Annotated in this window: 22 protein-coding genes; 6 read left to right on the forward strand and 16 right to left on the reverse strand. The window is 34.3% G+C overall.

The window, feature by feature from the left end; genetic code table 11:
- Nucleotides 1-2 precede the first annotated feature (2 nt).
- Both ROY99_01810 and ROY99_01815 read left to right on the forward strand, forming a co-directional pair.
- On the forward strand, nt 3-887 hold the full coding sequence (locus tag ROY99_01810) for an NAD(+)/NADH kinase (GenBank protein MDT3695095.1): 885 nt from the start codon (nt 3-5) through the stop codon (nt 885-887).
- Nucleotides 888-966: 79 nt separating this feature from the next.
- Nucleotides 967-1,491 (forward strand): thioredoxin family protein, encoded by a 525-nt coding sequence (locus ROY99_01815; protein ID MDT3695096.1) that lies wholly within the window; start codon nt 967-969, stop codon nt 1,489-1,491.
- Nucleotides 1,492-1,896: 405 nt separating this feature from the next.
- Here ROY99_01815 and ROY99_01820 read toward each other — a convergent pair whose 3' ends face one another.
- From ROY99_01820 to ROY99_01880, 13 genes are all read right to left on the reverse strand, one after another.
- Entirely contained in the window at nt 1,897-3,084 is a 1,188-nt protein-coding gene (locus tag ROY99_01820; GenBank protein MDT3695097.1) for a KamA family radical SAM protein, read from the reverse strand.
- 9 nt (nt 3,085-3,093) lie between these two features.
- Entirely contained in the window at nt 3,094-3,576 is a 483-nt protein-coding gene (locus ROY99_01825) for a GNAT family N-acetyltransferase (protein MDT3695098.1), read from the reverse strand.
- Nucleotides 3,551-4,612, reverse strand: a complete 1,062-nt coding sequence (locus ROY99_01830; GenBank protein ID MDT3695099.1) for an ATP-grasp domain-containing protein — start codon at nt 4,610-4,612, stop codon at nt 3,551-3,553. Before ROY99_01830 ends, ROY99_01825 begins: the two co-directional genes overlap by 26 nt.
- A 5-nt stretch (nt 4,613-4,617) precedes the next feature.
- Nucleotides 4,618-5,661 carry an ATP-grasp domain-containing protein gene (locus tag ROY99_01835; protein ID MDT3695100.1) on the reverse strand — a complete coding sequence of 348 codons (1,044 nt, stop codon included), beginning with the start codon at nt 5,659-5,661 and terminating at the stop codon, nt 4,618-4,620.
- A gap of 262 nt (nt 5,662-5,923) precedes the next feature.
- A complete protein-coding gene (recG, locus tag ROY99_01840) occupies nt 5,924-8,131 on the reverse strand; it encodes an ATP-dependent DNA helicase RecG (protein MDT3695101.1) in 2,208 nt (735 codons plus the stop codon).
- Nucleotides 8,132-8,597: 466 nt separating this feature from the next.
- Nucleotides 8,598-10,076, reverse strand: coding sequence for a response regulator (locus ROY99_01845; GenBank protein ID MDT3695102.1), 1,479 nt, complete (start codon nt 10,074-10,076; stop codon nt 8,598-8,600).
- Between the two features lie 103 nt (nt 10,077-10,179).
- Nucleotides 10,180-10,584, reverse strand: coding sequence for a response regulator (locus tag ROY99_01850; protein MDT3695103.1), 405 nt, complete (start codon nt 10,582-10,584; stop codon nt 10,180-10,182).
- On the reverse strand, nt 10,581-12,593 hold the full coding sequence (locus ROY99_01855; protein ID MDT3695104.1) for a [Fe-Fe] hydrogenase large subunit C-terminal domain-containing protein: 2,013 nt from the start codon (nt 12,591-12,593) through the stop codon (nt 10,581-10,583). Before ROY99_01855 ends, ROY99_01850 begins: the two co-directional genes overlap by 4 nt.
- A gap of 139 nt (nt 12,594-12,732) precedes the next feature.
- Nucleotides 12,733-14,460, reverse strand: coding sequence for an NADH-dependent [FeFe] hydrogenase, group A6 (locus ROY99_01860; GenBank protein MDT3695105.1), 1,728 nt, complete (start codon nt 14,458-14,460; stop codon nt 12,733-12,735).
- 108 nt (nt 14,461-14,568) lie between these two features.
- Entirely contained in the window at nt 14,569-16,551 is a 1,983-nt protein-coding gene (locus tag ROY99_01865; protein ID MDT3695106.1) for an NADH-quinone oxidoreductase subunit NuoF, read from the reverse strand.
- Complete coding sequence (nuoE, locus tag ROY99_01870) at nt 16,548-17,027, reverse strand: NADH-quinone oxidoreductase subunit NuoE (protein ID MDT3695107.1); 480 nt, start codon at nt 17,025-17,027, stop codon at nt 16,548-16,550. Before nuoE ends, ROY99_01865 begins: the two co-directional genes overlap by 4 nt.
- A gap of 270 nt (nt 17,028-17,297) precedes the next feature.
- On the reverse strand, nt 17,298-18,509 hold the full coding sequence (hydF, locus tag ROY99_01875) for a [FeFe] hydrogenase H-cluster maturation GTPase HydF (GenBank protein MDT3695108.1): 1,212 nt from the start codon (nt 18,507-18,509) through the stop codon (nt 17,298-17,300).
- Nucleotides 18,510-18,808: 299 nt separating this feature from the next.
- Nucleotides 18,809-19,477, reverse strand: a complete 669-nt coding sequence (locus tag ROY99_01880; GenBank protein ID MDT3695109.1) for an HAD family hydrolase — start codon at nt 19,475-19,477, stop codon at nt 18,809-18,811.
- Between the two features lie 243 nt (nt 19,478-19,720).
- On the opposite strand from ROY99_01880, the gene ROY99_01885 reads away from it, so the two are divergent.
- The 4 genes from ROY99_01885 to uvrB all read left to right on the forward strand — a co-directional run bounded on the left by ROY99_01885 (nt 19,721) and on the right by uvrB (nt 23,317).
- Nucleotides 19,721-20,140, forward strand: a complete 420-nt coding sequence (locus ROY99_01885) for a hypothetical protein (GenBank protein ID MDT3695110.1) — start codon at nt 19,721-19,723, stop codon at nt 20,138-20,140.
- A 98-nt stretch (nt 20,141-20,238) separates the two neighbouring features.
- On the forward strand, nt 20,239-20,799 hold the full coding sequence (locus ROY99_01890) for a methyltransferase domain-containing protein (GenBank protein ID MDT3695111.1): 561 nt from the start codon (nt 20,239-20,241) through the stop codon (nt 20,797-20,799).
- A 164-nt stretch (nt 20,800-20,963) separates the two neighbouring features.
- Entirely contained in the window at nt 20,964-21,302 is a 339-nt protein-coding gene (locus tag ROY99_01895; protein MDT3695112.1) for a hypothetical protein, read from the forward strand.
- Between the two features lie 2 nt (nt 21,303-21,304).
- Nucleotides 21,305-23,317, forward strand: a complete 2,013-nt coding sequence (gene uvrB, locus ROY99_01900; GenBank protein ID MDT3695113.1) for an excinuclease ABC subunit UvrB — start codon at nt 21,305-21,307, stop codon at nt 23,315-23,317.
- A 62-nt stretch (nt 23,318-23,379) separates the two neighbouring features.
- On the opposite strand, the gene truA is transcribed toward uvrB, so the two are convergent.
- The 3 genes from truA to queE are packed head-to-tail and all read right to left on the reverse strand — an operon-like array spanning nt 23,380 to nt 25,321.
- Complete coding sequence (gene truA / locus ROY99_01905) at nt 23,380-24,267, reverse strand: tRNA pseudouridine(38-40) synthase TruA (protein ID MDT3695114.1); 888 nt, start codon at nt 24,265-24,267, stop codon at nt 23,380-23,382.
- Entirely contained in the window at nt 24,264-24,680 is a 417-nt protein-coding gene (locus ROY99_01910) for a 6-carboxytetrahydropterin synthase (protein ID MDT3695115.1), read from the reverse strand. The genes truA and ROY99_01910 overlap by 4 nt, the downstream gene beginning before the upstream one ends.
- Nucleotides 24,680-25,321: a 7-carboxy-7-deazaguanine synthase QueE gene (gene queE, locus ROY99_01915; GenBank protein ID MDT3695116.1), complete on the reverse strand. Its 642-nt coding sequence runs from the start codon at nt 25,319-25,321 to the stop codon at nt 24,680-24,682. Before queE ends, ROY99_01910 begins: the two co-directional genes overlap by 1 nt.
- Between the last annotated feature and the right edge of the window lie 35 nt (nt 25,322-25,356).

A 25,356-nucleotide genomic window follows, 5' to 3' on the forward strand; every position in this document is an offset into this window, starting at 1 on the left:
AAATGTTAATTGGAATTATTGCCAATACCACAAAAGAAAAAGTCTTTGATGTAGTTTCATCCTTTCTTGCAAAGCTAAAAAAGAATAATATTAATTATCTCTTAACCAAATCACTGTTTGAAGAACAAGGTAAGCTTAAAATTGGACAAAATAAAAATTTTGCTGATGATGATATAGAAATCTATAAAGAAAGCGATATTATAATTTCAATTGGCGGAGATGGAACAATGCTCGCTACAGCCTTTAATGCGCAGTTTTATGATAAACCTGTCCTTGGTGTAAATCTTGGTAAGCTTGGCTTTTTAGCTGAGGTAAATATTGAACAAATGGATAAAGTAATTTCTGATCTGAAAAATGGTAATTATAAAATTGAAGAGCGAATGTTAATTTCAGGTGATGTCGTTGGATATAAATCAGAAAAATTTTATGCAATAAATGATATTGTTATTGATAAAGGCGGCTGGGCAAAAATGATTGAATTAACTATCCGGATAGATGATGAATATGTTACAACTCTTTCGGCTGATGGTTTAATTATAGCAACACCAACCGGTTCAACTGGATATTCGATTTCTGTTGGCGGACCTATAGTATCTCCAAAGACAGATGTAATCACAATTGCCCCAATATCACCACATAGCCTTACTGTTAGACCGTTAGTTCTTCCGGGAAATCAGGAAATATTAATTAAAGCTGATTCACTTCACACAGCAATTAAAGTAAATTGTGACGGGCAAAGATCATATTCTTTTCCACCTCCATTGGAAATTAAAATTAAGAAAACCGACAAAACATTAAAACTGATTCATACTTCAGTAACAACTTATTTTGAAACACTCCGTAATAAACTTATGTGGGGGATTGATCTAAGAAATAAAAAAGATTAAATCTTTTGTCACACGGAGCGAAGTAGAAGTGTGACGCAATGTTATATTTATTAATTGTCATCCTTCATCTTCGCTCAGGATGATAGATGAAGAAAAAAATATGTTCAGATATCTTATTCCAATTGCAATCATAATTACCACTATCCAAATATTTTCTCAGGATTACAAAATTATTCCCGATGAAAAAACCGGAGAGCCTTTAATCCTCGGCTACTGCCCTGTAAGTGAAATGAATGATTCTGTTTTTAACAATACCTGGTCTGAAGAATTCAAAAACTATCAGCCGGATTATGAAACTCTTGATAGACTTGAAGGCAAACTTGATCAGATAATTATCACAATAGTTTTCCGTTCAACCTGCAGCGATAGCAGGGAACAGTTGCCAAGATTATTTAAAATCCTTAGTGAACTTAATTACGATTTAAACTCTATTACTTTAATTGGAGTTGACCGTGAAAAGAAAGGTTTATCAAACGAAGCAGAAGGGCTTGAAATAGAATTCGTTCCAACAATTATTTTTTACAAAGACGGTAGTGAGATCGGCAGAATAGTTGAAACACCCGCAGAGAGTTTAGAGAAAGATTTGTTGAAGATGATATTTTAATAATTATTAGTTAAAAAGAGTACAATTCTAAAACTCATCACAAAAGAAGCATAAGATTAAAAGAATACGACTATACAAATCCCAATTAGTACTAGGTTACCTTCTGCGCATATAACCGGGAATATTTATTTGGTGAAGTTAGGAACAACAATATGGTTCCAAATAATTATGGTAAAATTGTAAGTGATTGTTGGCTTAGTATTCCGGATCATTTTTATTCCGCAGAATTAGATGACTTTAATATTATGCCTAACCATGGACATTGAATAATTATATTAAACAGTAGAGACAGGGCATGCCATGTTCCTACTACAACCCAAAAGAAAAAATTTGGTAATCCATTAAAGTGGAAATCAGATGAATATTAATAATCAAAAAACCCCGATTCGCATCGGGGTTTTGTTTTTAATTTGTTACTTCCTCAAGCACAGGAAGTTTAATCCTCTTCGGTTTCAGATCTTCTTTCTTTCCTTTGCCGTTTCCGTTACTTCCGTTTCTGCCATTCTTTCCATTGACTTTGTTCTTGCTGCCATATCCGTTAGGATTATTTGCATCAGCATAATTCTTATAAGTATAAATCTTATGCTGGAAGTTTCTTAGAATTATTCTTTCTTCATCTTTATGTAAAACATAATTGGGAAGTAAAGGAATTTTACCGCCGCCGCCAGGTGCATCAATAACAAAGTGCGGAACAGCAAGACCGCTTGTATGACCGCGTAAAGCTTCAACTATACTTATTCCTGTTTCGATTGAAGTTCTGAAATGATTGGCTCCTTTAGTTTCATCTGCCATATACATATAATACGGACGCACTCGTATTTTAAGAAGTTTTTGAACTAATTCTTTCATAACTGCAGGATCATCATTTACACCCTTCATAATAACTGTCTGATTTCCCATAGGTATCCCGGCATCAGCCATCATTTGACATGCTTTAGAACTTTCGGGAGTAATTTCCCAAGGATGATTGAAATGTGTATTGCAGTAAATAGGATGGTACTTCTTCAGCATATTAACAAGCTTAGTTGTTATACGGTGCGGAAGTACACAAGGCATTCTTGAACCAAGTCTTATTATCTCTATGTGAGGAATTTTTCTTATCCTTTGCAGTATTTTCTCTAACATTGCATCCGTCAACATTAAAGGGTCGCCGCCCGAAAGTATTACATCGCGTATTTCTGTATGCTGCTCAAGATAATTGAATGCACTTTCAAGTCCTCTCATCGAAATCTTTTCGTAATCCCCAACTTTTCTTTTCCTGGTACAGAATCGGCAATACAATCCGCATTGACTTGTAACAAGAAACAGCGCACGATCCGGGTAGCGATGAGTGATATTAGGTACCGGACTCATAGCATCTTCCATCAGAGGATCTTCAGCTGCATCAAAGTCTTCCAGCTCGGTTTTATCAGGCACACATTGACGCCAGATAGGATCTCCCGGATAACGGATTAAATTAAAATAATATGGATTGATACGAGCCTGGAAAAATTCATCAAGGTCTGCCGCTACTTTGCGGTCGATCCCGAATTTTTCTACAAGCTGCTCTACAGTATGAACACTGTCCCGTACCATTTGCTGCCAAAGTTCCATAACGATTCCTCAGTGATTCTTATTAGAAAAAAACTTTCCAAATACCAGCAGGTTATCACCCACTGCGTAAAAATCTCTTATCTCTGAAATAATCGAGTAATTATTTCTAAGATAAAAGTTTTGTGTAGAAGAATAACTTTCTTTGGAAGAAGTTTCGGCAAGCAGCCATCTGCCGTTATTGTTTCTCACAAACTCTTCAGCATGAGTTAAAAGACTTTTTCCGATTCCTTTGCCCGAGGAAGTTGGATCGGAAACAATCCAATAAAGATCATAAACCCCGTCAGTTAAAGGACGCTTTCCTGTACAATGATAACCAATAATCTTGCCATCTTTTTCATATACATAAATATGATAGTCGTCTTGATGAGGATTCATAACAGAAATACTCACCAGTTCCATTGCAACTTTAATTTCTTCTTCATTAAAGTTTGGTATCCTTGAGAGCATCTTTTCAATTTCAACTTCATCAGACTGCTTTATTTTTCGGATCATTGTACTTTCTCTGTAATGCAAAATCAGTTATGGTAAATAAAAGTTCACTATAATTTTTTCCTGAAGCTGCAGCAGCTCTTGCAAAACCAGAATCACTTGACACATCAGGATTAGGATTTACTTCGATCACATAAGGTATTTCATCACCGGATAATCTAATATCAACCCGTGCGTAATCTCTGCATCCTAAAACATTGTATGCATTAACTGCAATTTCTTCTAATTGAATTTTTAAATCATTCTCAAGATTAGCCGGACACACCGGTTTTGTATAATTATAATAAGTGCTTCCTTCTATCCACTTGCCATCATAGGTTACTATCTTTGGTAAATTTTTCGGCAAACCGGTAAAATCTATCTCTGATATTGGTAAAGTTTTACCACCAAGAACAGCACAGTTTAATTCTCTACCAACTATATATTCTTCAACTATCAGATTTTTATTATATGTCTCTGTTAAAAAAGTATAATGCTTTCTTAATTCTTTGTAATTATTTACAACAGAATTTTCCGAAATACCTATACTTGCATCTTCATCAATGAGTTTTAGAATTAGAGGATAGTTAAGATCAATATCTTTTTTACTGAACTTTTGATTTGGTGCTAAAGTTATTGCTCTTGGAGTTTTTATTCCGTTCGAGTATAATATTTCTTTTGTCCTTCTTTTATTCAGACAATTGCCGAGTGTTTGAGGTACATTTCCTGTGTATTCATATTCCAATAACTCATATAAACCAGCCATACAGTATTCATAGTGTGCGATTCCTTCAACTGACTCAACAAAATTTAAAATTGCATCAGGGTTATATTTGGTTATTTCATGAATAGTCCGGTTAACATCTCTATCAACAGCTAAGGAACTAACATCTGTAAAAAAGGTTCTTAAGTGATTTTCAATTTCCAGCATATTAGATGCAAAAGAATGTTCTGATAAATCCTTACTGTCTGATTTTTCATCAGCAGGTTTACCGTTATAAATCGGAAATATGCTTACAGGTGAATTGAAACAAATTAATATTTTAGCTTTTGTTTTCATGTAATCTATAAAAGATTATATCTCCTGATGCCAGCAGCTAAAACGTAATTAATCATATCGTTATACTCAATCCCTGCTGCACGAGCAGCTTTAGGAAAGCTTGAATTCTCGTTTGGATCGGGAATGATTCCAGGTAAAGGATTAATTTCAATAATATTCGGTTCGCCGTTTTTAGCAAGACGCAAATCTATTCTGCTCCAATCGCGGCATCTTAAGACTCTATAAGTATCAAGACAAACTTTATTTATCCTTTCTTCAAGCTCTTTTGAAATATCAGCCGGACAGTCAAACACATCAAATTCATTTTCTTTCGTATCAAGAATCCATTTTGCCTCGTAAGAATAAAGAGGTGCAGTACCTTCCGGATATTTATCATATCTCATTTCAATTGCAGGAAGTACTTTTGCATCACCGTCATTTCCAAGAATAGCAACTGTAAACTCACGCCCCGGTAAAAATTCTTCTACCAATGCTGCCTGATTGTATTCAGAAGTTATTCTTTCAATCTCTCTTTTAAGTTCAGATTTGCTGTGAACAAAAGACGAAGTGTAAATTCCTTTGCCGGAACCTTCGCTGATTGGTTTTACAATCATCGGAAATTGTAAGCTGTTAGATTCTGCATCTTCAATTTTTTCAGCTACGAAAAATTTTGCATTCGGAATTTTATGATAACTTAAAATTTCTTTCGTGCGTGCTTTATCCAAACATATTGCTAAAGTAAGAGCATCGGAACCAGTGTAAGGTATTTTAAGTAAATCAAGTATTGCGGGGATTTGTGCTTCGCGGCTAACACCATTTGAACCTTCAGCAATGTTAAAAACTATATCAGGTTTTGCCTCTCTGAATTTGTTGTAGGCTTCTTCGTCAGCTTCGATAAGAAAAACATTATTGTAAATTGAGATTGCATCCTTAACAGCATTAATTGTTTCCAACGTATCCCACTCAGCATATTCATCAATTTTTGAATTTAATTTTTTTGAAGATGGATTAGGATTTGGAGACACTATTGCGGAGAAAGAATCACTTTCTGGTTTAACATTATATGCCAAAGCAACATTCAACTTCTTATTAAAGAAGGACGATAAAATATTTTTTTCTCCTACAATAATTTTTTCGATAGCAAATATAATGTTTATAAAATTTTTGTCAATAACTCGGCAACTTTGTTTAAAATTAATTTTTAAAGCATCATCAACCGTAATTTTACTCTGCAGAAAATATTTTTAAATATTTTTTTCAGATATTTTTTTTATCAATATCATTAACAGGCTTTGTTTATCGATATAGAATTGATGTAGTGATTAATTTCTGTTATGCTATTTTAGCATAAGAAAGATTTTCGGAGTAGTGTTTGATAAGATTTTCGCGGATGATCACAGAAATTTTTTTTTCTAACTTTGGGTCAACTTCTATTAATTTGAAAGCACTTTGCTTCGCTTCGAGTATTAATTCCTGATCATCAACGATGTTTGTGTACTTCAATTCAGGGAAACCGCTTTGCTTTGTTCCAAAGATATCTCCAGGTCCGCGAAGTTTTAAATCTATCTCTGAAATTTTAAATCCATCAAGATATTTAACCATTGACTGAAGTCTTACAGATGATTTATATCTTTCAAGCTGTGAAGATGACAAATATTCCAGTTCAAGTTCATTCGCATTTTGCTTAGCAGCAATGTTATCACTGGTTATTAAAATACAATACGCCTGTTTGCTGCCTCTTCCAATTCTTCCTCTTAGCTGATGAAGCTGTGATAAACCAAATCGATGTGCATCATTAATTAAAATTATATTTGCATCCGGTATATCAATCCCAACCTCTATGACAGTTGTAGAAACTAACACATCAAAGGCTTTAGCTTTAAACATCAGCATCACTTCTTCTTTTTCCTGCCAGCTCATTCTACCGTGAATCAATCCAAGCTTAAGATTTTGCAGATGATTCTCTTTCAAATCCTCATAAAAAGTTGTTGCAGCTTTTAAGTCTAATTTTTCTGATTCCTCAACAAGCGGATAAACTAAAAATGTTTGATATCCCTCTTTAGCTTTATCAATTATAAATTTATAAATATCCGGAAGTTTTTTCTCTCCGCGTAAAACAGTTTTAATTGGAATACGGTTCTTAGGCATTTCATTGATGATTGATAAATCCAAATCGCCGTAAACTGTCATTGAAAGAGTTCTGGGAATAGGAGTTGCACTCATAACAAGAACATCAGGAGTTTTTCCTTTACTTTGTAAAGCTGCTCTTTGCTTAACACCAAACCGATGCTGCTCATCAATTACTACTAAACCAAGATTGTTAAACTTAACCTGTTCTTCAAAAATTGCGTGAGTACCAATTATTATATCAGCTTCCTGCAATTCAATGTCTGTAAGTTTTCTGCTCCGCTCGGATTTTTTTTGTCCGCCAAGAAGCAAACTAACTTTTATTTCTTTTCCTTTGTGGATCGATGAAAGTTTGCTCATCATCACTGAAATATTTTTTGCGTGCTGATCAGCCAGAATTTCTGTTGGTGCCATCAGCGCTGCCTGGAATCCATTATCAACAGCAATAAGCATTGAAATTAAAGCAACGATTGTTTTTCCGCTGCCAACATCACCTTGTAAAAGCCTGTTCATTGGCTTTTCAGACAACATATCGTTTTTTATTTCTGTTAAAACATTTAATTGTGCTTTTGTTAATTCAAAAGAAAGTGTTTTGATAAAATCAGAAACAAGTTTGGATTTTATTTCCATCTTGTTCCCGATAAGCTTTGTTTGATAATTATTCTTCTTGATTGCAACAAGTAATTCGAGATAAAACATTTCTTCAAACTTAAATCTGCGCTTTGCTTTCTCAAATAATTCTTTGCTCTGCGGATAGTGATAATTTTTAACTGCAGTTATTAAATCAATCAGTTTATGCTGTTCAATTATTTCCTTTGGAAGAGTTTCTTCAAGATTATCAACATAACTCTCAACCGCCGTATTAATAATTCGGCGTAAACTTAAATCACCGATGTTTTTCTGCTTTAGCTCTTTTGGAATTCTATAAAACGGAATGATTTTACCAGTGTTAAGAAAACTTTGTGTTTCTTCCTCTGTAATCTTATCATAATCAGGATGAACAATTTGAAGCTTGTTATAATTTATTTCAGGTTTACCCGAGATTGCAAAATAATCTCCTTCATTAAACACAGAATGAAAATATTTTACACCCTGAAACCAGACACATTCAATAAACCCGCTTCCATCTCTAAACTGAACTTTAAGAATTTCCTTTCTGCCAAGGTTTCTTTTTTCTTTATCAACAACTTTTGCGATTATTGTAGCTTCACCATCAAAACCATTTATTGCATATCCATAGGCTTTTGCTGCAGTTAAAACAGTTGTGCGGTCAAGATGGCGTGAAGGGAAGTAGAATATTAAATCACGTATTGTATTTATACCAATTTTGGAAAATGATTCAGCTCGTTTTGGTCCAACAGATTTGATGTATTGAACTGAAGACTCAAGAATATTTTCTTTCTCAGATTTCATTGTCCGAAAAATAGATGCTTAGCAAAGCAAACTCAAATGGAAATTATTTTGATTATTCACTCAAAGAATATGTTATTAGATTTTTAATGTAAGTAAAATTTGTTACTTACTTTAATAAATATATAAACTAATTCGGTGATGGCTTTATATTCGCTCTTTGAGAGGGGAACTATTGCCTACGAAATAAAATTTGAATAAATATCAATTCAGAAGAGTAATTTTGCAACACTTAAATGTTAAAATATTTTTCCAGATGATAAAAGTTTTATACTTAAATAATTTGTAGTGATAGTTGTTTTAATAATAGCTTTTACCATCTTTCAATCAGCTGTCATGGTCGTACCGTGACAACCTAAAAAACAATTTTCAAACTAAAGCAAAGTATGCCGATAAAAAAGTTTTTATAAATGGGTAAGTGTTGAAAGAGTAGTATATATTTTTACAAAAACTTTATAGCCAATGTAAGCTAAATTATCAATGGTAAAAAGATTTTAAAAGTTGATCCCTCACCAAACTCTGAATCAACTTCTATTCTGCCTGAGTATGAATCAACAATTCGTTTGACGATAGAAAGCCCTAATCCTGTTCCGCTAATATTTTTTGTTTTTTCGTTTTTAGCTCTAAAGAATTCACTGAAAAGTTTTTGCCTGTCTTCAGGTTTCAATCCGATGCCACTGTCTTTAATTTCAGTTACAATGTAATTATCGGATTGGTAAAGATTGATAGTTATTATACCCTGCTCGCGGTTATATTTAATTGCATTGCTGATAAGGTTTGTAAACAAACGTGATATCTCATCGCTGTCGGCATTGATGCAATGTGCAGTGTTATCTTTTTCGAAAACAACCTGCAGACCTTTTTTGCTTATATCAATTTGAAATAGTTCGAGTATTGAAGAAATGATTTCGTGCAAGCAGACTTTTTTAATTTCGCGGTGGACAGTCTTTAATTCCATTCTTGAAATATCCAAAAGATCGTTTACCATTTTAAGCAAACCATCTAATCTTATCATAGATCGGATTTCATAGTCTTTTCTTTGTTCCGGACTAAGTTGTATGGAATCATCATTAAACAATTTTAAGAATCCATACACAGCAGCAATTGGTGCTTTAAGTTCGTGCGAAACCATCGAAACAAACTGTGATTTTACAAATTCAATTTTCTTAAGTTCGGTTATATCTTTAAATACAATTACAACTCCGGCTACATTATCAGTAGAGTGTCTGACAACCGAAGCAGTAACTTCAACAAAAAACTCCCTGTTAGGTTTTAGCTCAATCTGAATGGTATAAGATTTATGCTCGATCGAGACTTCACTGACCAGTTTATTAAAAAGCTCAAGTAATTCCGGACGAAGTTTATCAAGAATATATTCTTCAACTGCAATTGAAGATAGTTCTAAAAATCTTAACGCTGCGGGATTGTAGAGAACAGCAAGCCCTTCTTTATTAATTACAAGAACACCGTCTGTAATTGAATTAATAATTGTATTCAGTCTGGTTTTTTCAAAAGCAACTTCAAGCAAACGCTCTTCGCGTTCCCTTTGCCATTTCTCTGCTTCAAGATTTACTAATCTTTTCTGATATCCTTCCTTAAGATTTGATATAAGCTCTTCAGGCGAAAAAGGCTTTGGAATATAGCTGTGTGCTCCAAGTCTGGTTGCTTCTACTGCAGTTTCATAGCTTGCATAAGCAGTTGCTATAAAACAAACTGTATTTGGATATTTCTTTCTGATTGTCTGAAGGACTTCAAGTCCATCTATATCCGGCATTTTCAGATCAATAACTGCAAGATCAAATTCGGTTTCCGTTCCAAACTTAATTCCTTCCGTTCCATTTTCAGCAGTAGTAACTTCATAACCCTCCATTTCAAGCAATCTTTGTGCACCTATACGAAGACCTTTTTCGTCATCAACAATCAGAACTTTTGGTTTACTTGTACTCATGTTTTTTTTGTGTCATTGCGAAGAAGACTGAAAGAATGACGAAGCAGTCTGCAAGATTATAGATTGCTTCATTCGAAGACTTGTTCGCAATGACCAGCTAGTATTATTTCTTCATTTCATAGAATGCTTCTAACTTCTGAACGAACTCTTCAATTATTACCGGTTTATGAATCAGTGCGTCAGCCTTTATCCATTCTCTCTCTTCAGATGTTGATGCTCCAAATTTAAATCCGGTATCATAGGTTGCCGAAGTTAATATGAAGACAGGAATATTCTTTCCGTGCTCATCATTTTTTATTCTATAACATAGAATAAAACCCGAGTCGTGTTCTTCCATAATTAAATCAATTACGCAGGCATCGGGTTTGGTTTTTTTAAAGGTCTCAAAGCCCTCCCTGCCGCTGTTTGCAGTAATTACTTCATAACCTTTTGATTCAATTAGTAGTTTGTTTTGTTCAAGAAGATCCAGATCGTCATCTACTAATAATATTTTTTTCTTATTGTTCATAAAGCTTCAATTCCTTTATTTGCATTTGTTATCTGATATACTTGATTAGTCGGCAGTACAACTGTAAAAGCAGTGCCTTTTCCTATTTCACTTTTAAATGTAATATTTCCTTTGTGCATTTTAATAATACCGTATGATATTGCCAGCCCAAGCCCGGTGCCTTTGCCCATACTTTTTGTAGTAAAAAATGGAATAAATACTTTACCATGATTTTCTTTTGGTATGCCAGGCCCAGTATCAGAAAATTCGATTTTAACACTATCCCGGTTTAAAGCAAGTGTTATAATCAATTCCTTTTTGCTGTCAATATCTGTCATTGCATCACAGGCGTTTTTAATAAGATTAATAAAAACCTGCTTAAGCTGATCTTCATCGCCTGTAATTCTGTAATTATTTTCTTCAACATCAAGTCTAAAGTTAATTCCGCGATAAGCGGTGTTCATTGCAAATGGTTTTAACAATTCTTTTAATGTTTCAGCCAGATCAAATTCTTTTAGATTAAGTTTTCCTTGTCTTGCAAAGTTAAGAAGATTGGCAACTATATTTTTACATCTGTTAGCTTCTTCAACAATTAATTCAAGGTCTTCAGTTTTCTGATCATCATTAAAAATCTTTTCCAGATCTCTTTTCAACATTGATGCATAAAGTAATATTGTTCCGAGCGGATTATTGATTTCGTGAGCAACCCCTGCAGCAAGCTGTCCAATTGATGCAAGTTTTTCAGCAACACGAAGCTGTTCTTCTGTATTGCTCAGATTATCGTAGGCAGTTTTTAACTCATTAAGAAGATAAGGCAAACACATTTCTTTTTCAGCAAGGTCTTTAGCAATTGCAACTGCATATTCACGACAGGTGGTATAACCGCAGGCACCACAGTTTAATTCGTCTTTAACAGAATATTTTTTTGTCTGTGCTAATATTTCTTTAATCTTTTCTTCAGAAGGATAGGGTCTTCTCTGATTATCCAGACCAAAACTTCTTTTTAGATTTAGTTTTCTTGCATTGTAAAGATTACTTTTCCAAACGTGTTTATCAACATTGTTAATTTTCTCATCAATGTAATTAATAACTTTTTCGCGCCTTGCATAATAATTTAAGTCAGTATCAATTGCCGGTCCGCTTATACATCCCTCGCAAAATAAAATATCTGTAAACTTGGCATTGATATGATTGTTAGCAATCTCATCAATTATTTCAAGAACTTTTTTCTTTCCTTCAACCACAATAATATCTTTTTCAAGAATGTCATCATTTACATCGGTAGTTTTTAATAAACCTCCTGCAAGAGGATAAGCCTTACCCATCATTGCATACGGCGGATCAAATTCGCTTTCCTCATATTCGTCTAAGTTAATGTTACTGTTTACAAACATTTCCTTCAATTCTGAAAATGTAAGTACAGCATCAATTACCCCTGCAACAGCTTCATCTCTTGCCTCGTGCTTTTTGGCTATACAAGGTCCGATAAAAACAATTTTACAATTTGCATCCTCGGTTACTTTAAGGTATCTGCCGATTGCAATCATAGGCGAAACTACTTTTGCAAGATAAGGAACAAGATCAACAAAATATTTTTGAATATAACTAACAACTGCAGGACAGGCAGAGCTAATCACTGTTTTATCTGAATCGCTGTTTATTACCTCCATATAATCATTTGCGATCAGATCAGCACCAAAAGCAGTTTCAATTACTTTTTTAAACCCAAGTTTTTTTAATGCTGCGGGAACCTTTCCATAGTTATCCGGGAATGATGCCGCAAAAGACGGCGCAACAATAGCAATGGTATTGTTAGCTGCAATCAGATCGTAAGCAACATCAATTTCGGATAGAATTTGTTTTGCATCCTGAGAACAGACTTTTACACAATGCCCGCAGACAATACATCTTTCTTCAATAACTTTTGCTTGTCCATCAATAACACGTATAGCTGCAGCGGGACATTCTCTAATACAAGAGTAACATCTTTTACATCTATCGCTTATTGTGCTAACTATTGCGTGATTCATTTTTCTATTGCCACGACCTTCGGGTCGTGGGATAAATTAATAAACAAGTGGGCTTTAGCCCAATTGTAATTTGTCTGGCTAAAGTCAGTATCCTTTTCCAAACACTACCCCGACCTAAAGGTCGGGAATATAATAATTCTCAGTTCTTTAAAATCTTTTTCTTATCAAAATACTCTGTGTGAAGTATCTCGTGAGCTTTGTGAGAATTTGGCTCACCGAAAAATTCTTTATATAAAGTCAATACAGATTCATTTTCATGAGATCTTCTGGTCTTTGCATTTTCATCAATCTTATAAAGTGCCTTAACACGCTTAATGACTTTTTCCGGTTTCTGATGGATAGGCTGCCCGCCTCCGTTTATACATCCGCCGGGACAAGCCATAACTTCTATAAAGTGATGTTTAGAAGTTCCGTTTTGCACCTCATCCAGAATAGGTCCAACATTTCCGATTCCATTTACAACTGCGATACTAACATTGAGATCACCAATTTTTACAGTTGCCTCTTTAACTCCAGCCATACCGCGTATTTCTTCAAACTCCAGATGTTCGAGTTCGGTTCCTGTAATTTTAAAATATGCTGTACGCAAAGCAGCTTCCATAACACCGCCGCTTGTACCAAATATTGCCGCAGCTCCGGTAGATTCACCAAGCGGATTATCAAACTCACTTTCTGGAAGATCGTTAAAATCTATTCCCGCAGTTTTAAAGAATCTTACAAGCTCTCTTGTTGTTAATACTGAATCAACATCTGGCATTGCTTCGGCAGAAAGCTCTGCACGATTAGATTCATATTTCTTTACAGTACAAGGCATAATAGACACTACATAAATATCTGCGGGATCAATTCCCATTTTTCTTGCATAATAAGATTTGAGAACAGCGCCTTCCATTTCGTGTGGAGATTTACAAGTTGAAATATGCTCTAGCACTTCGGGTCTGTTCATCTCAACATATTTAATCCATCCGGGGCAGCAGCTTGTAAACATCGGTAAGCTTCCGCCATTTTGTATTCGGCTGATTAACTCTGTTGCTTCTTCCATAATTGTAAGATCAGCAGCAAAGTTTGTGTCAAATACTTTTTTGAATCCAAGTCTTCTCAATCCGGTTACTAATAAACCTGTAACATCAGTTCCGAGAGGCATATTATATTCTTCACCAAGTGAAGCACGAACTGCCGGTGCAACCTGCGCAATACAATATTTTTTTCTGTCATAAAGTGCGTTTGCAACTTCCTTAATAGAACTCTTTTCTCTAAGTGCAGCAGTTGGACAAACAATTATACACTGTCCGCAAAGGATACAATCGCTTACATTTAATCCTTTATTATATGGAGTAGTAACGATTGAAGTAAATCCTCGTTTTGTAAAATCTATCGCTCCGATTTTCTGCACTTCGTGACAAACACGTACGCATCTTCCACAAAGAATACACTTTGCAGGGTCACGTTCCATTGATGCACTTGAAATATCTATTGCATGGCATTTTGTTTCGCCAACATAACGATGCTCACGTATTCCATACTGCTCAGATAAGTCCTGAAGCTCACAATTTTTATTACGCACGCAAATCAAACAATCCTGCGGATGATTTTCTATTAAAAGCTCAACAATTGTTTTTCTTGCTTTACGAACTCTTGGCGAGTCTGTAGTAACCACCATCCCCTCTGTAACAGGATAAGCGCATGATGGTGTTAGTCCTCTGAATCCCTCGATTTCTACAACGCAAATTCTGCAGGCGCCTGTTGGATCCAGATTTTTTAGATGACATAGTGTTGGTATTGAGATACCAACTGATTTAGCAGCATCAAGAATTGTCATTCCTTCTTCTGCGTTTACTTTTATTCCATTTATTGTTAATTGAACCATTTATAACTCCGAAATTTCAATTTAATGTTTGTGTCACCCTTAGCGTAGCCGAGAGGTGACTATAGTAGTCAGACTTCGATAAATTCAGTCTGCTCAAAGATTTTACCTTTAGTTAATATTTATCGCTTTGAAGCGACAGGTTTCATAACACATTCCGCACTTAATACATTTTTCATCTAAGATGTAATGTGCCTGACCTTTTTCACCAACTATTGCCTCTACCGAGCATTTTCTAATACATATTCCACAACCGGTGCAAAGCTCATTATCAATTGTAAAAGTTAACAGTTCCTTACAAACACCGGATGAACATTTTCTATCATATAAATGTTCTTCGTATTCATGACGGAAATATCTCAATCCACTTAAAACAGGATTTGGCGCTGATTGTCCTAATCCGCAAAGTGATGTATCTTTAATAACATCAGCTAATCTTTGCAAGTGAATCATTCCTTTAAATCTCTGGAGTTGATCAAGTTTGTTTCCATCAGTTCCATATCTTTTTGGTATTCGTTCAATAATTTCAAGCATCCGTTTAGTGCCCTCACGACAAGGAACACATTTACCGCAGCTTTCTTCCTGTATAAATGTTAAAAAGTATTTTGCAACATCAACCATACAGGTTTCTTCATCCATTACAACAAATCCGCCTGATCCCATCATTGCACCAACTTCTTTAAGCGATTCATATTCTACAGGTGTATCAATTACATTATAGGGCAGGCATCCGCCTGATGGACCGCCGATTTGAACTGCCTTAAATTCTTTTTTATCAGGGATACCGCCGCCGATTTTGAAAACTATATCTCTTAATGTTGTACCCATCGGAACTTCGACCAAACCGGTGTTTTTGACATTACCACTTAAAGCAAAAACTTTTGTTCCTTTAGATTTTGCCGTGCCGATTGATGCAAACTTCTGTGCGCCCATCATAATTATTGGCGGAACATTTGCATAAGTTTCAACATTATTAATTACTGTCGGTTTGCCAAACAACCCTGCATTACTTGGATATGGCGGACGAGGTTTTGGCATTCCGCGTTTACCTTCAATTGAACCAATGAGTGCAGTTTCTTCACCGCAGACAAAAGCCCCTGCACCTTTTTTAATTTTTATGTGGAGTGAATAGCCGGTGTTAAGAATATTATCACCCAATATTCCGTACTCTTCACATTTGGCAATTGAGTTTTTAAGTCTCTCAATTGCAAGGGGATATTCTGCCCTGCAATAAATATATGCTACACTTGCACCAATTGTATAAGCAGCAATTGCCATTCCTTCAAGGACTCTGTAAGGATCGCTCTCAAGAAGTGATCTATCCATAAATGCACCCGGATCACCTTCATCAGCATTACAAACCAAATATTTTTGATCCGATTTTTGTTTAAGCGCAAGTTCCCATTTCTTTCCTGTAGGAAATCCGCCGCCGCCTCTTCCTCTTAATCCTGAATCAAGCACTTCTTTAATAACTTCTTCCTGTTTCATCAATCTTAAGGCTTTATCAAAAGCTTTAAATCCACCATTTGCCAGATAAGCATCAATTGAATCAGGATTGATAACACCGCAGTTTGCAAGAACAACTTTATGCTGATATTCAAAGAATGGAACTTGTTTTAAACTGATTATACCATTTGATTTTCCGTGACTGCCAAGAAGTTTTTCTTTGTAAACCTGATTATCTACAAGAGTGGTTTTAATAAATCTGGGAACATCTTTAACAGTAATTTCCTGATAAGAAACTCTGTCTTTACCTGGTAGTTTAATATCAACGATTGGTTCAACAGCACAGTAGCCAATACAGCCCGTACCTTCAATTGTAGCTTCAATATTAAGTTTTTTTAATTCAGCTTCAATTGCTTCTTTTACCTTTGCAGCACCTGAAGCAAGTCCGCAGGTTCCCATTCCAATCATTATAATTGGATGATCGTGCTCTTCGTATTTTAGTCTTTTACGAAGTGAGCTGATTTCTTGTTTACATTTTTCATCGTGATGGCAAAGCGGACCTTCAGTACAGCACTGAATAAAATGTTCGCATGGTTTATCGGTTGTATGCCAGCACTTTTCGCAGCAGAGTTGATTAAAATCTTTCATTTTGATGCCTCAGCAGTCTCAGTTTTATTTACTGTCTGGTATTTTTTTAAAATTTTCGGAATATCTTTAACGGTAATCCTGCCGTGATAATCATCGTTAATTAGTATAACCGGTGCTATCGAACAAGCTCCGATACAGTTAACAACTTCAAGAGTAAAATTTTTGTCGCGGGTTGTTTGTCCTGCAGTTATACCAAGCTCGGTTTCCAAAGCAAAAAGTATATTGGCAGAATTTTTAACGTGACACGCCGTTCCGCGGCAAACACGAATAATGTTTTTGCCAAGCGGAGTTAATCTGAACTGATTATAAAAAGTTGCTACACCGTAAACACGGCTTAGCGGAACTTTTACAAAATCAGAAATATCTCTTAAAGCATTTTCTGGTAAATAACCATAAATGTTTTGAACGTCCTGAAGAAGAGGTATTAAGGAACTTCTGTCATTCGGTTGATAAGATTCAAATATTTTATTATGCATTTTTTTTCCTTAAGTGTTTCGTTTAGTCATTGTAATTGTGCATAGTAAATGCCAGATTTTTTAGGTTAAAAGATGTTTTTAAGTAAAAATTTCAAATCAACTAATAACAATTAGCAATTATCTTTTCTTGCTTTTGAGAAGATATTTATTGAAAAATGGAACAGGATTAGACTTTGATTACAACACTGTATTATGGGGATAATAGAAAGTTGGTTTTGATTAAAATAAATTTAGGATAAAGGTATAATTCTGCAATAATAAACACTCACTTTAAAACTTTTCCCACTCAGCAGCAGCTTCAGGAAAAGGTAAAAGTCCACGAGGAATGGCGCCATCTATAAAAGAATTAATCACTCCATAATTAACAACATAAACATCCATCAATCTTGCCTGATTAATTCTTGTCTGCATTGAACGATGAGTTAACAGGCAACCGCCGCAATGAACTATAAGTTTATACTCTGATAAGTTATCTGGTAAATTATAACTTTGCACAATATCGATCTTTAATTCCTTTTTAGTATAAGCTTTTAACCATTTAGGAATTTTTATCGAATCCTGAGCATCATCTGTAATATGATGGGTACAAGCTTCGGCAATTAGTATCCTATCGCCGTTTTCAAGGTCATTTATTTTTTTCAATCCTCTTATAAACAGAGGAAGATCGCCTTTGTGTCTGGACAGAATAATCGAAAATGTTGTAAATCTGATCTTATCCGGTATATCCTGAATGATCTTTTTAAAAAAGGCACTATCTGCAATTACAAGATCAGGATAAGATTTAAGGTTGTTAATTGTCTTAAGCAGTTCTTTTTCTCTGCAGATAACAACCACTGCATGATCGTCTAGAGCTTCTCTGATAATATGAACTTGTGAAAAAGCAAGTTTATTCTTCGGTAAAGAATTATCATCCGGAACCGTAAGCACTACAACATCACGCGCAGAAATAATATCGTTTATAAGCGGCTTCTCGCTATCCAGCGGCAGCATTCTTATCATTCTTCTTTTCAGTTCATCAAGTCCGGCTTTTTCTTTACAGGATACTTCAAAATGAGTCAGCCTAAGTTCCTTTAATTCATTAAGTAAAACCGGATTTACACCAAATTCAATTTTGTTTACTACTACAATGTAATTTATCTGAATCCTGTCAAGATAACTGAACAATTCAAGTTCCTTACTGTGTAATGTTTCGCGGGCATCAAGAACAACTAATGCAAAATCTGAAGCAGAAAGTATTTTTATTGTTTCTGTTATTCTCTGTCTGCCAAGTTCACCCTCATCATCAATACCGGCAGTATCAACAATCATAACAGGTCCGTAAGGTAAAAGTTCAAACTTTGTTTTAAGCGGGTCAATTGTGGTTCCGGCGACATCAGATACTTTAGATACGTTTTGTTTAAGCAGTGAATTTATCAATAATGATTTTCCAACATTTCTTCTGCCTACGATTGCTATATGAGGGCGCCCGGAATCAAAAATCATAACTAATAAATTTTAAATTTTTAAACATAAAAGGACTGTTGATTATAGTGCAGAGTCCTGATTCAAATACTAATATCCTACCTTGGTTTCAAAAAATGTTCCATACAATAAATTATATTATCCAATTAGAATTGTGCATTTGTGTCTTAATATTATTTCACATTTGTTTAGTAATACCAAGTTCAACAATAGGTTTCTCTTTTTCAAGAAACGAAACAGGAGCTTAATGTCCGTTTATACAATAAAAGATAAGATTGATTTAAGGTTAATAATGAAAGTAAAATTGACTAGCAGAACAATTATAAATCGAGTACATCTTTAATCGAACTGATAATAAAATCTGGCTGTTCATATTCCAATAACTCTTTGGACCTATAACCGTATTCAACTCCGCAGGTAAAACTACCGGCGCTTTTTCCACATCTGATATCGAGTTCAGTATCTCCAATTATTATAGTTTTACTAATCTCCGTATTTAGATGCTTGCAAATAATTACCAAAGGCTCGGGTGATGGTTTGTAAGGAATGCCGTCTCTTCTACCCATTACAAAATCAAAATATCCGGTAATATTAAAATGATCAAGGATTATCTCAGTCTGATCCTGTGCTTTAGTAGTTAAAAGTGAAACCAACTTGTTTTTGTGTTTTAGCTGTTTTAAAACTTCTTTTACTTCCGGATAAAGAGCTGAGTGTTGCAGCTGCTGAAAATAAATTATTTTATACGAGTCTATGAATTCTTCAAGATCAGATACTATAATATTAAATGAGTCAAAGATATCCTTAAAATGCTGTCCTATCTTCAATGAAAACTCTTTTTCATCCAGTTCATTCTTTATCCCGAGTTTTGCTAAGGTTAGTATAGTTGAGTTAAAAATTGTTTTGCTTGAATCAATCAGAGTTCCATCCATATCAAAACAAAAATGTGTTATACTTCGTTCTGAATTGTCTTTAAGATCATTCTTTCTCACTAAAATACCTGTACCTTTTCTAATAGCATTAAATTTTTTATTTACAATTGCTAAAATACTGCATTTGCCTGATTGATAAACATATATTGATTTTTCATTTTTAGACAGAATGTAAATTTCTTCTCAAAATATTTTTGTTTAAGAATATTTTACAAATTGATTGTTAAAACAATGAAAATTTTAACACAATTAACTGGCATAAATTTTTGTATAATAATACTTCACAATAAAAAGGAGTCATATATGAAAAAATCTTTTTTTCTTTTCTTTGTTCTGTTTGGTCTAACATTAGGCTTAAATCAAAATCTTTTTGCACAGAATGAACCTGTACTTTATTTCTGTGAAAAATATGGTAAAAATGGTGAGGTTGGTGTAAGTGATAGATTTACTACCGGCTATTTAACCGTAATGGTTAAGTGTGATTATGCACTTGACTTAGAAGATGTTTCAATACAATTTGATAAGTATAATCCAAGAACCGGAAAATTTGAATACTATAAAAGTTTTAGTTACTCTGTTGAACCAGATATGAAGTACATATACTTTTCTAAAAATTCTGAGAGCGACATGAAGTTTGAAGAACCGGGATTCTACAGGGTTTTCTTACTTGACGATAGTGATAAAACAGTAGCAAGTGCTTTAATCGAAATCATAAGCCGATAATTTTCTTTTTATAATTAGGCGGCACTCGTGCCGCTTTTTTTATTTTAAATAAAATAATTTCATGTCATTTCATTAAATTGCCTAAAGGAAATCTAATTATGATGAAACTGAACTTAGGCTGTGGTAAGGACTTAAAACAAGGATATGTTAATCTTGATATTGTTGATTACGGCGGCAACCAGATTCACGATATAAATAAGTTTCCTTACCCTTTTCCGGATAATCATTTTGATGAAATTTATGCTTCGCATGTTCTTGAACATATTGAAAATTTTAACAGAACTATAACTGAGCTTTACAGGATACTGAAACCAAACGGGATTATGATTGTTTATGCCCCGTTTTTTTTGAACACAAAATATTTTGGCGACCCAGATCATAAGATTCCATTTTCAATTCGTACTTTTGATAATTACGAATATATTGGAAATCGAAAATTGAAATTTTATGAAAAGTGGAAACTGCAGCATCGTACTAACTATGAAACAGGCGCACAGTTTGAGGTTTTGGATAAAAAATTCATCACATCTCATTTTTCTATCCTTAAGTGGATGGATTTTTTTGTTAACATCGAGCCGGTTATGTATGAAAGATTTTTTGCTGGGATCTTTTCACCTGAAGAGGTTTACTTTAAGTTAAGAGCAAAAAAAAATAATTAATACTGATTCGTGTACTGAAAACTTAACGCAGTCTTTTCTTAACTCTAAAATCTCCTACTACTAAATGCACAAAATTATGAGGGTAGCATTTTATTTTGAATTGAATACTAAAATTTAATTTCATTAACTTTGCTCAACATTTTATAACAACAAAAAGAAGTGAGATGAAGAAACTACAAAAATTAATTTTACCATTATTAATTATACTTGTCTTTTTTATTATCTATAGATTTTACTTTGCCAAAAGCGGACTTGGCTCATTTGACGATTTTGATCCAAATAATACCGCCGTTAAAGAAATACGGGTTCAATTAGTTGTTGATCGCGGAATCAGCAAAAAAGGTGATGGTTTTGTTTTTTATGCTTCGGATAAAAACGGAAAAATAATGATGGTAAATGGAGAGGTTGATTTACCTGAGGGTTTTGAAAGTGCTGATATAATAATCCTCAAAGGGCATTTAAGCTCTAACTCATTTCATGCTCATGAGGTCAGTTTAAATTAACAATGAAAAGTTTTGAGCTAGTATCCAATTACCAGCCATCCGGTGATCAGCCTGAAGCTATCAAACAGCTTGTAGAAGGTATGGAACGAGGAGACAAGTTCCAGACTTTACTCGGTGTTACCGGAAGCGGAAAAACTTTTACAATTTCAAATGTAATTGCTCAAACAAAAAAGCCAACATTAATAATCTCGCATAATAAAACCCTGGCTGCTCAGTTATACTCAGAGTTTAAAGCTTTCTTTCCAAATAACGCTGTTGAATTTTTTATAAGTTATTATGATTACTATCAACCAGAAGCTTATGTTGTTTCGCGTGATATTTATATAGAAAAGGATTTTTCTGTTAATGAGGAAATTGACCGGCTGAGATTGAAAGCTACAACATCACTGATTGAAGGCAGAAGAGATGTGATTGTTGTTGCAAGCGTCAGTTGTATATACGGAATAGGTGCACCTGATGAATATGCAAAACAGATTATATTTATCAAAAGGGGAGAAAAGATTGATAAGAAGAAATTACTCCGAGAACTGATAGATATTTATTATGTTAGAAATGATACTGAATTTAACCGCGGAACTTTCCGTGCACGCGGCGATGTGGTTGAAATAATACCGGCTTATCAGGATGAAGAGGCAGTTCGTATTGAGTTTTGGGATAGTGATGTTGAGAAAATTTCAATAATAGATATTGTAACCGGAAAAATAATTCGTGATGTTGATTCTGTTCCGGTTTATCCTGCAAAGTATTTTGTTACCGATAGAAACAAAATGCAAAAAGCAATTTATAACATTGAAAGAGAGCTTGCTGAAAGATTGAATGTTCTTCGCAAAGAAGAAAAATATCTTGAAGCACAACGTCTTGAACAGCGCACTAAGTTCGATATCGAAATGATGAAAGAAATCGGCTATTGTTCGGGTATCGAAAATTATTCGCGCCATATGGATTTACGCGCCCCGGGTTCGCGCCCATCTAATTTGTTCGACTATTTTCCGGATGATTATCTATTAATTATAGATGAATCACACGTAACCATTCCCCAAATCCGTGCAATGTATAACGGCGATAGAAATCGCAAACAAACTTTAGTTGATTATGGTTTCAGATTACCTTCTGCACTTGATAACCGCCCGATGACATTTGTTGAGTTTTCTGAAATGCTTAATCAGGTAATTTTTGTCAGTGCCACTCCGGCTGATTATGAACTTGAAAAAAGCGGTGGGGTGGTTGTCGAACAAATTATCCGTCCGACCGGTTTGCTTGATCCCGAAATCGAGGTAAGACCAATAAAAGGACAGATCGATGATCTTATCGCCGAGATAAGAAAGCGGGTTGAAGTTAAGGCTAGAACACTCGTTACTACTCTTACAAAAAAAATGGCTGAAGATCTTTCGGATTATCTTGATAAAATCGGAATTCAGGTTCGCTACATACACAGCGATATTGATTCATTGGAACGTGTTGAGATTTTGCGTGATTTAAGATTAGGTGAATTTGACGTACTGGTCGGAGTTAATTTATTAAGAGAAGGTTTAGATCTGCCTGAAGTTTCTCTTGTTGCAATTATTGATGCTGATAAAGAAGGATTTTTACGAAGTGAAAGATCACTGATGCAAACAGCCGGAAGAACCGCTCGTAATGCAAACGGCAAAGTGATTATGTATGCAGATAAAATTACTGACTCAATGGCAAAGACAATAAATGAAACAAAGCGAAGAAGAAAATTGCAGCAGGAATACAACGAGAAAAACGGCATTGTTCCGGCAACGATTTATAAATCTCTTGATGATATTCTCAGTTCAACTTCAATTGCAGATATTAGAAAGAAAGAAGTAAAGGAAAGTTACGGATTTTCTAAAGTTGCAGAACCTGTCTTAAAGTATATGAACAAAGAACAAAAAGAAGATTTAATAGAACAGCTTACCGATGAAATGCACAAGGCAGCAAAAGACCTTGAATTTGAAAAAGCAGCCAACCTTCGTGATGAAATTCAGAAGCTTAAAAAACTTGTCGGATAACTTTGTGTCTTTGCGGCTTAGTGTGAAAAATAATTCTTGTCTTCCGCTAAAAAGCAGATCGGCTAAGATAGTTTTATAAATGCAGCTAATTCTTTCTCGATTGGCTCGTTTGAATAAGTAACCATTTCTAAAAATAATCCGGAAGGCGGAGCAGTAAATTTAACAGGTTCGTTTGTTCTATTATTTAGATAGAACAAAATATCTTTTTCGGATTTTCTTCCTCTTCCAACTTCAGCTAATACTCCGGCAATTCTTCTTACCATTTTCCAGATAAAGTGCGAGCCAGTAATTCTTATTAAAATTAAATCACCATCTTCTTTTAGCTGAATATCATCTATTAAAACTTTTGTGGATTTTTCCTCAGGCTCATCATCAGAAAAAGATGCAAAATTATTCATACCAAGAAACAACTTTGCTGCAGATTCCATTTTCTTAAAATCAAGTTCATCTTTAATCCACCAGACAAAGTTTTTACCAAAAGCTGTTCTTCTTCTCGAAATCTGATAAAGATAACTGCGGGATTTAGCATCGTGTCTTGCATGGAATTCTTTACTTGCCTTTTCAACTTCTAAAATATTTATATCGTGAGGTAAAAGATCATTTAATTTAATTCGTATTATTTCAGGAGCTAAAATTGTTTTTGCATCCAGATGCGCAACCTGACAAATTGCATGAACTCCGCTGTCAGTCCTTCCGGAACCTTGTAAATCGATAAAGTCATCACCAAAGACTTCCTTAGCTGCCTTAATAATCGTACCCTGAATAGTTTTTGCGTTTTCCTGTTTTTGCCAGCCGGAATATCGTGTGCCTTCATATTCGATATAAAGTTTATATCTGGAAAAATTCTGACTAAATGCTTTAGACTTATCCTGAGAAAACCTTGATCGCTTTGATTTATTAGCTGGCTTATTGCTAAACCTGTTTTTTGAATGGAATTTTTTCTCTATCAATTAAGTCTCAGTGTTTCTTCTGCATAATCAAACTGGGTTTCGTAAACCCGGATTTTAACAGACGAAATATTAGGAGGTAATGATGTTTTTTTAATTTCAGATAAAAGATAAGTGCAGATGTTCTCAACAGTTGCTAAAAAGTTTACAACAACTTTTTTAGAATTAATTTTATCCAAAAATTCTATTACCGGAGTATCATTAATATTAACCATAAATGAATGGTCAAGTTTTTCAATTACCGGATTAATAGTTTTTTCAACATCATAAAAATCAATCACCATTTGGTTTTTATCTAATTCACCTTCAAACTCAACAATCATTTTATACGAATGTCCGTGAATATTTTTACATAATCCAAAATGCTCAGGAAGTCTGTGTCCCATTTCCCATCTGAATTCTTTTGCTATTTTCATTATACTCCTTTTGTTTGCGGATGCCATATAAATTTATGCATCTGAAGTTGAAATCTTACGTTTAATTTATCCTCTAAAATCCAGTTTACTAATTGAACAGGTTCAAGTTTGCCGAAAACAACTGAAAATAAAATCTTACATTTATTTTCAAGATTATATTTATTTAATATCTCAATTGACCAGTTGTAATCCTCCCTGTTCCCTATTACAAACTTTAATTCATCAACAGGTTTTAAGAAATTAATATTTTCATAAAGGTTTTTCTTTTCCATTCCGCTTGATGGACATTTTAAATCCATAATTACTTTTACTCGTGGATCGATATCTTTTATGGATAAACTTCCGCTTGTTTCTATTAAAACTTCAAATCCATTATCACAAAGCTGTTTCATCAAATTCAAACATTCATTCATCTGAAATAAAGGTTCGCCGCCGGTAATTTCAACAAGCTTACAATCGTATTTTTTTACCTCAGAAATAATTTCCTGAACAGAAAGATCTTTACCATCATAAAAAGCATATTCTGTATCGCAATAAGTGCATCTTAAATTACAATATGTTAGCCTAACAAAAACACAGGGTAAACCTGCATAAGTGCTTTCTCCCTGAACCGAATAAAAAATTTCATTAACCTTAAGCATAAAAAGTGCGTTTTTAAACTATTTTCCAATTATTT

The sequence above is a fragment of the Ignavibacterium sp. genome (genome assembly GCA_032027145.1).
Taxonomy (GTDB): Bacteria; Bacteroidota; Ignavibacteria; order Ignavibacteriales; family Ignavibacteriaceae; genus IGN3.

What these genes read in the sequence shown, in the direction of transcription:
- ROY99_01810 (MDT3695095.1), top strand. Translation starts at nt 3, where the DNA reads ATGTTAATTGGAATTATTGCCAATACCACAAAAGAAAAAGTCTTTGAT.
- ROY99_01815 (MDT3695096.1), top strand. Translation starts at nt 967, where the DNA reads ATGATAGATGAAGAAAAAAATATGTTCAGATATCTTATTCCAATTGCA.
- ROY99_01820 (MDT3695097.1), bottom strand. Translation starts at nt 3,084, where the DNA reads ATGGAACTTTGGCAGCAAATGGTACGGGACAGTGTTCATACTGTAGAG.
- ROY99_01825 (MDT3695098.1), bottom strand. Translation starts at nt 3,576, where the DNA reads ATGATCCGAAAAATAAAGCAGTCTGATGAAGTTGAAATTGAAAAGATG.
- ROY99_01830 (MDT3695099.1), bottom strand. Translation starts at nt 4,612, where the DNA reads ATGAAAACAAAAGCTAAAATATTAATTTGTTTCAATTCACCTGTAAGC.
- recG (MDT3695101.1), bottom strand. Translation starts at nt 8,131, where the DNA reads ATGAAATCTGAGAAAGAAAATATTCTTGAGTCTTCAGTTCAATACATC.
- ROY99_01845 (MDT3695102.1), bottom strand. Translation starts at nt 10,076, where the DNA reads ATGAGTACAAGTAAACCAAAAGTTCTGATTGTTGATGACGAAAAAGGT.
- ROY99_01850 (MDT3695103.1), bottom strand. Translation starts at nt 10,584, where the DNA reads ATGAACAATAAGAAAAAAATATTATTAGTAGATGACGATCTGGATCTT.
- ROY99_01855 (MDT3695104.1), bottom strand. Translation starts at nt 12,593, where the DNA reads ATGAATCACGCAATAGTTAGCACAATAAGCGATAGATGTAAAAGATGT.
- ROY99_01860 (MDT3695105.1), bottom strand. Translation starts at nt 14,460, where the DNA reads ATGGTTCAATTAACAATAAATGGAATAAAAGTAAACGCAGAAGAAGGA.
- ROY99_01865 (MDT3695106.1), bottom strand. Translation starts at nt 16,551, where the DNA reads ATGAAAGATTTTAATCAACTCTGCTGCGAAAAGTGCTGGCATACAACC.
- nuoE (MDT3695107.1), bottom strand. Translation starts at nt 17,027, where the DNA reads ATGCATAATAAAATATTTGAATCTTATCAACCGAATGACAGAAGTTCC.
- hydF (MDT3695108.1), bottom strand. Translation starts at nt 18,509, where the DNA reads ATGATTTTTGATTCCGGGCGCCCTCATATAGCAATCGTAGGCAGAAGA.
- ROY99_01885 (MDT3695110.1), top strand. Translation starts at nt 19,721, where the DNA reads ATGAAAAAATCTTTTTTTCTTTTCTTTGTTCTGTTTGGTCTAACATTA.
- ROY99_01890 (MDT3695111.1), top strand. Translation starts at nt 20,239, where the DNA reads ATGATGAAACTGAACTTAGGCTGTGGTAAGGACTTAAAACAAGGATAT.
- ROY99_01895 (MDT3695112.1), top strand. Translation starts at nt 20,964, where the DNA reads ATGAAGAAACTACAAAAATTAATTTTACCATTATTAATTATACTTGTC.
- uvrB (MDT3695113.1), top strand. Translation starts at nt 21,305, where the DNA reads ATGAAAAGTTTTGAGCTAGTATCCAATTACCAGCCATCCGGTGATCAG.
- ROY99_01910 (MDT3695115.1), bottom strand. Translation starts at nt 24,680, where the DNA reads ATGAAAATAGCAAAAGAATTCAGATGGGAAATGGGACACAGACTTCCT.
- queE (MDT3695116.1), bottom strand. Translation starts at nt 25,321, where the DNA reads ATGCTTAAGGTTAATGAAATTTTTTATTCGGTTCAGGGAGAAAGCACT.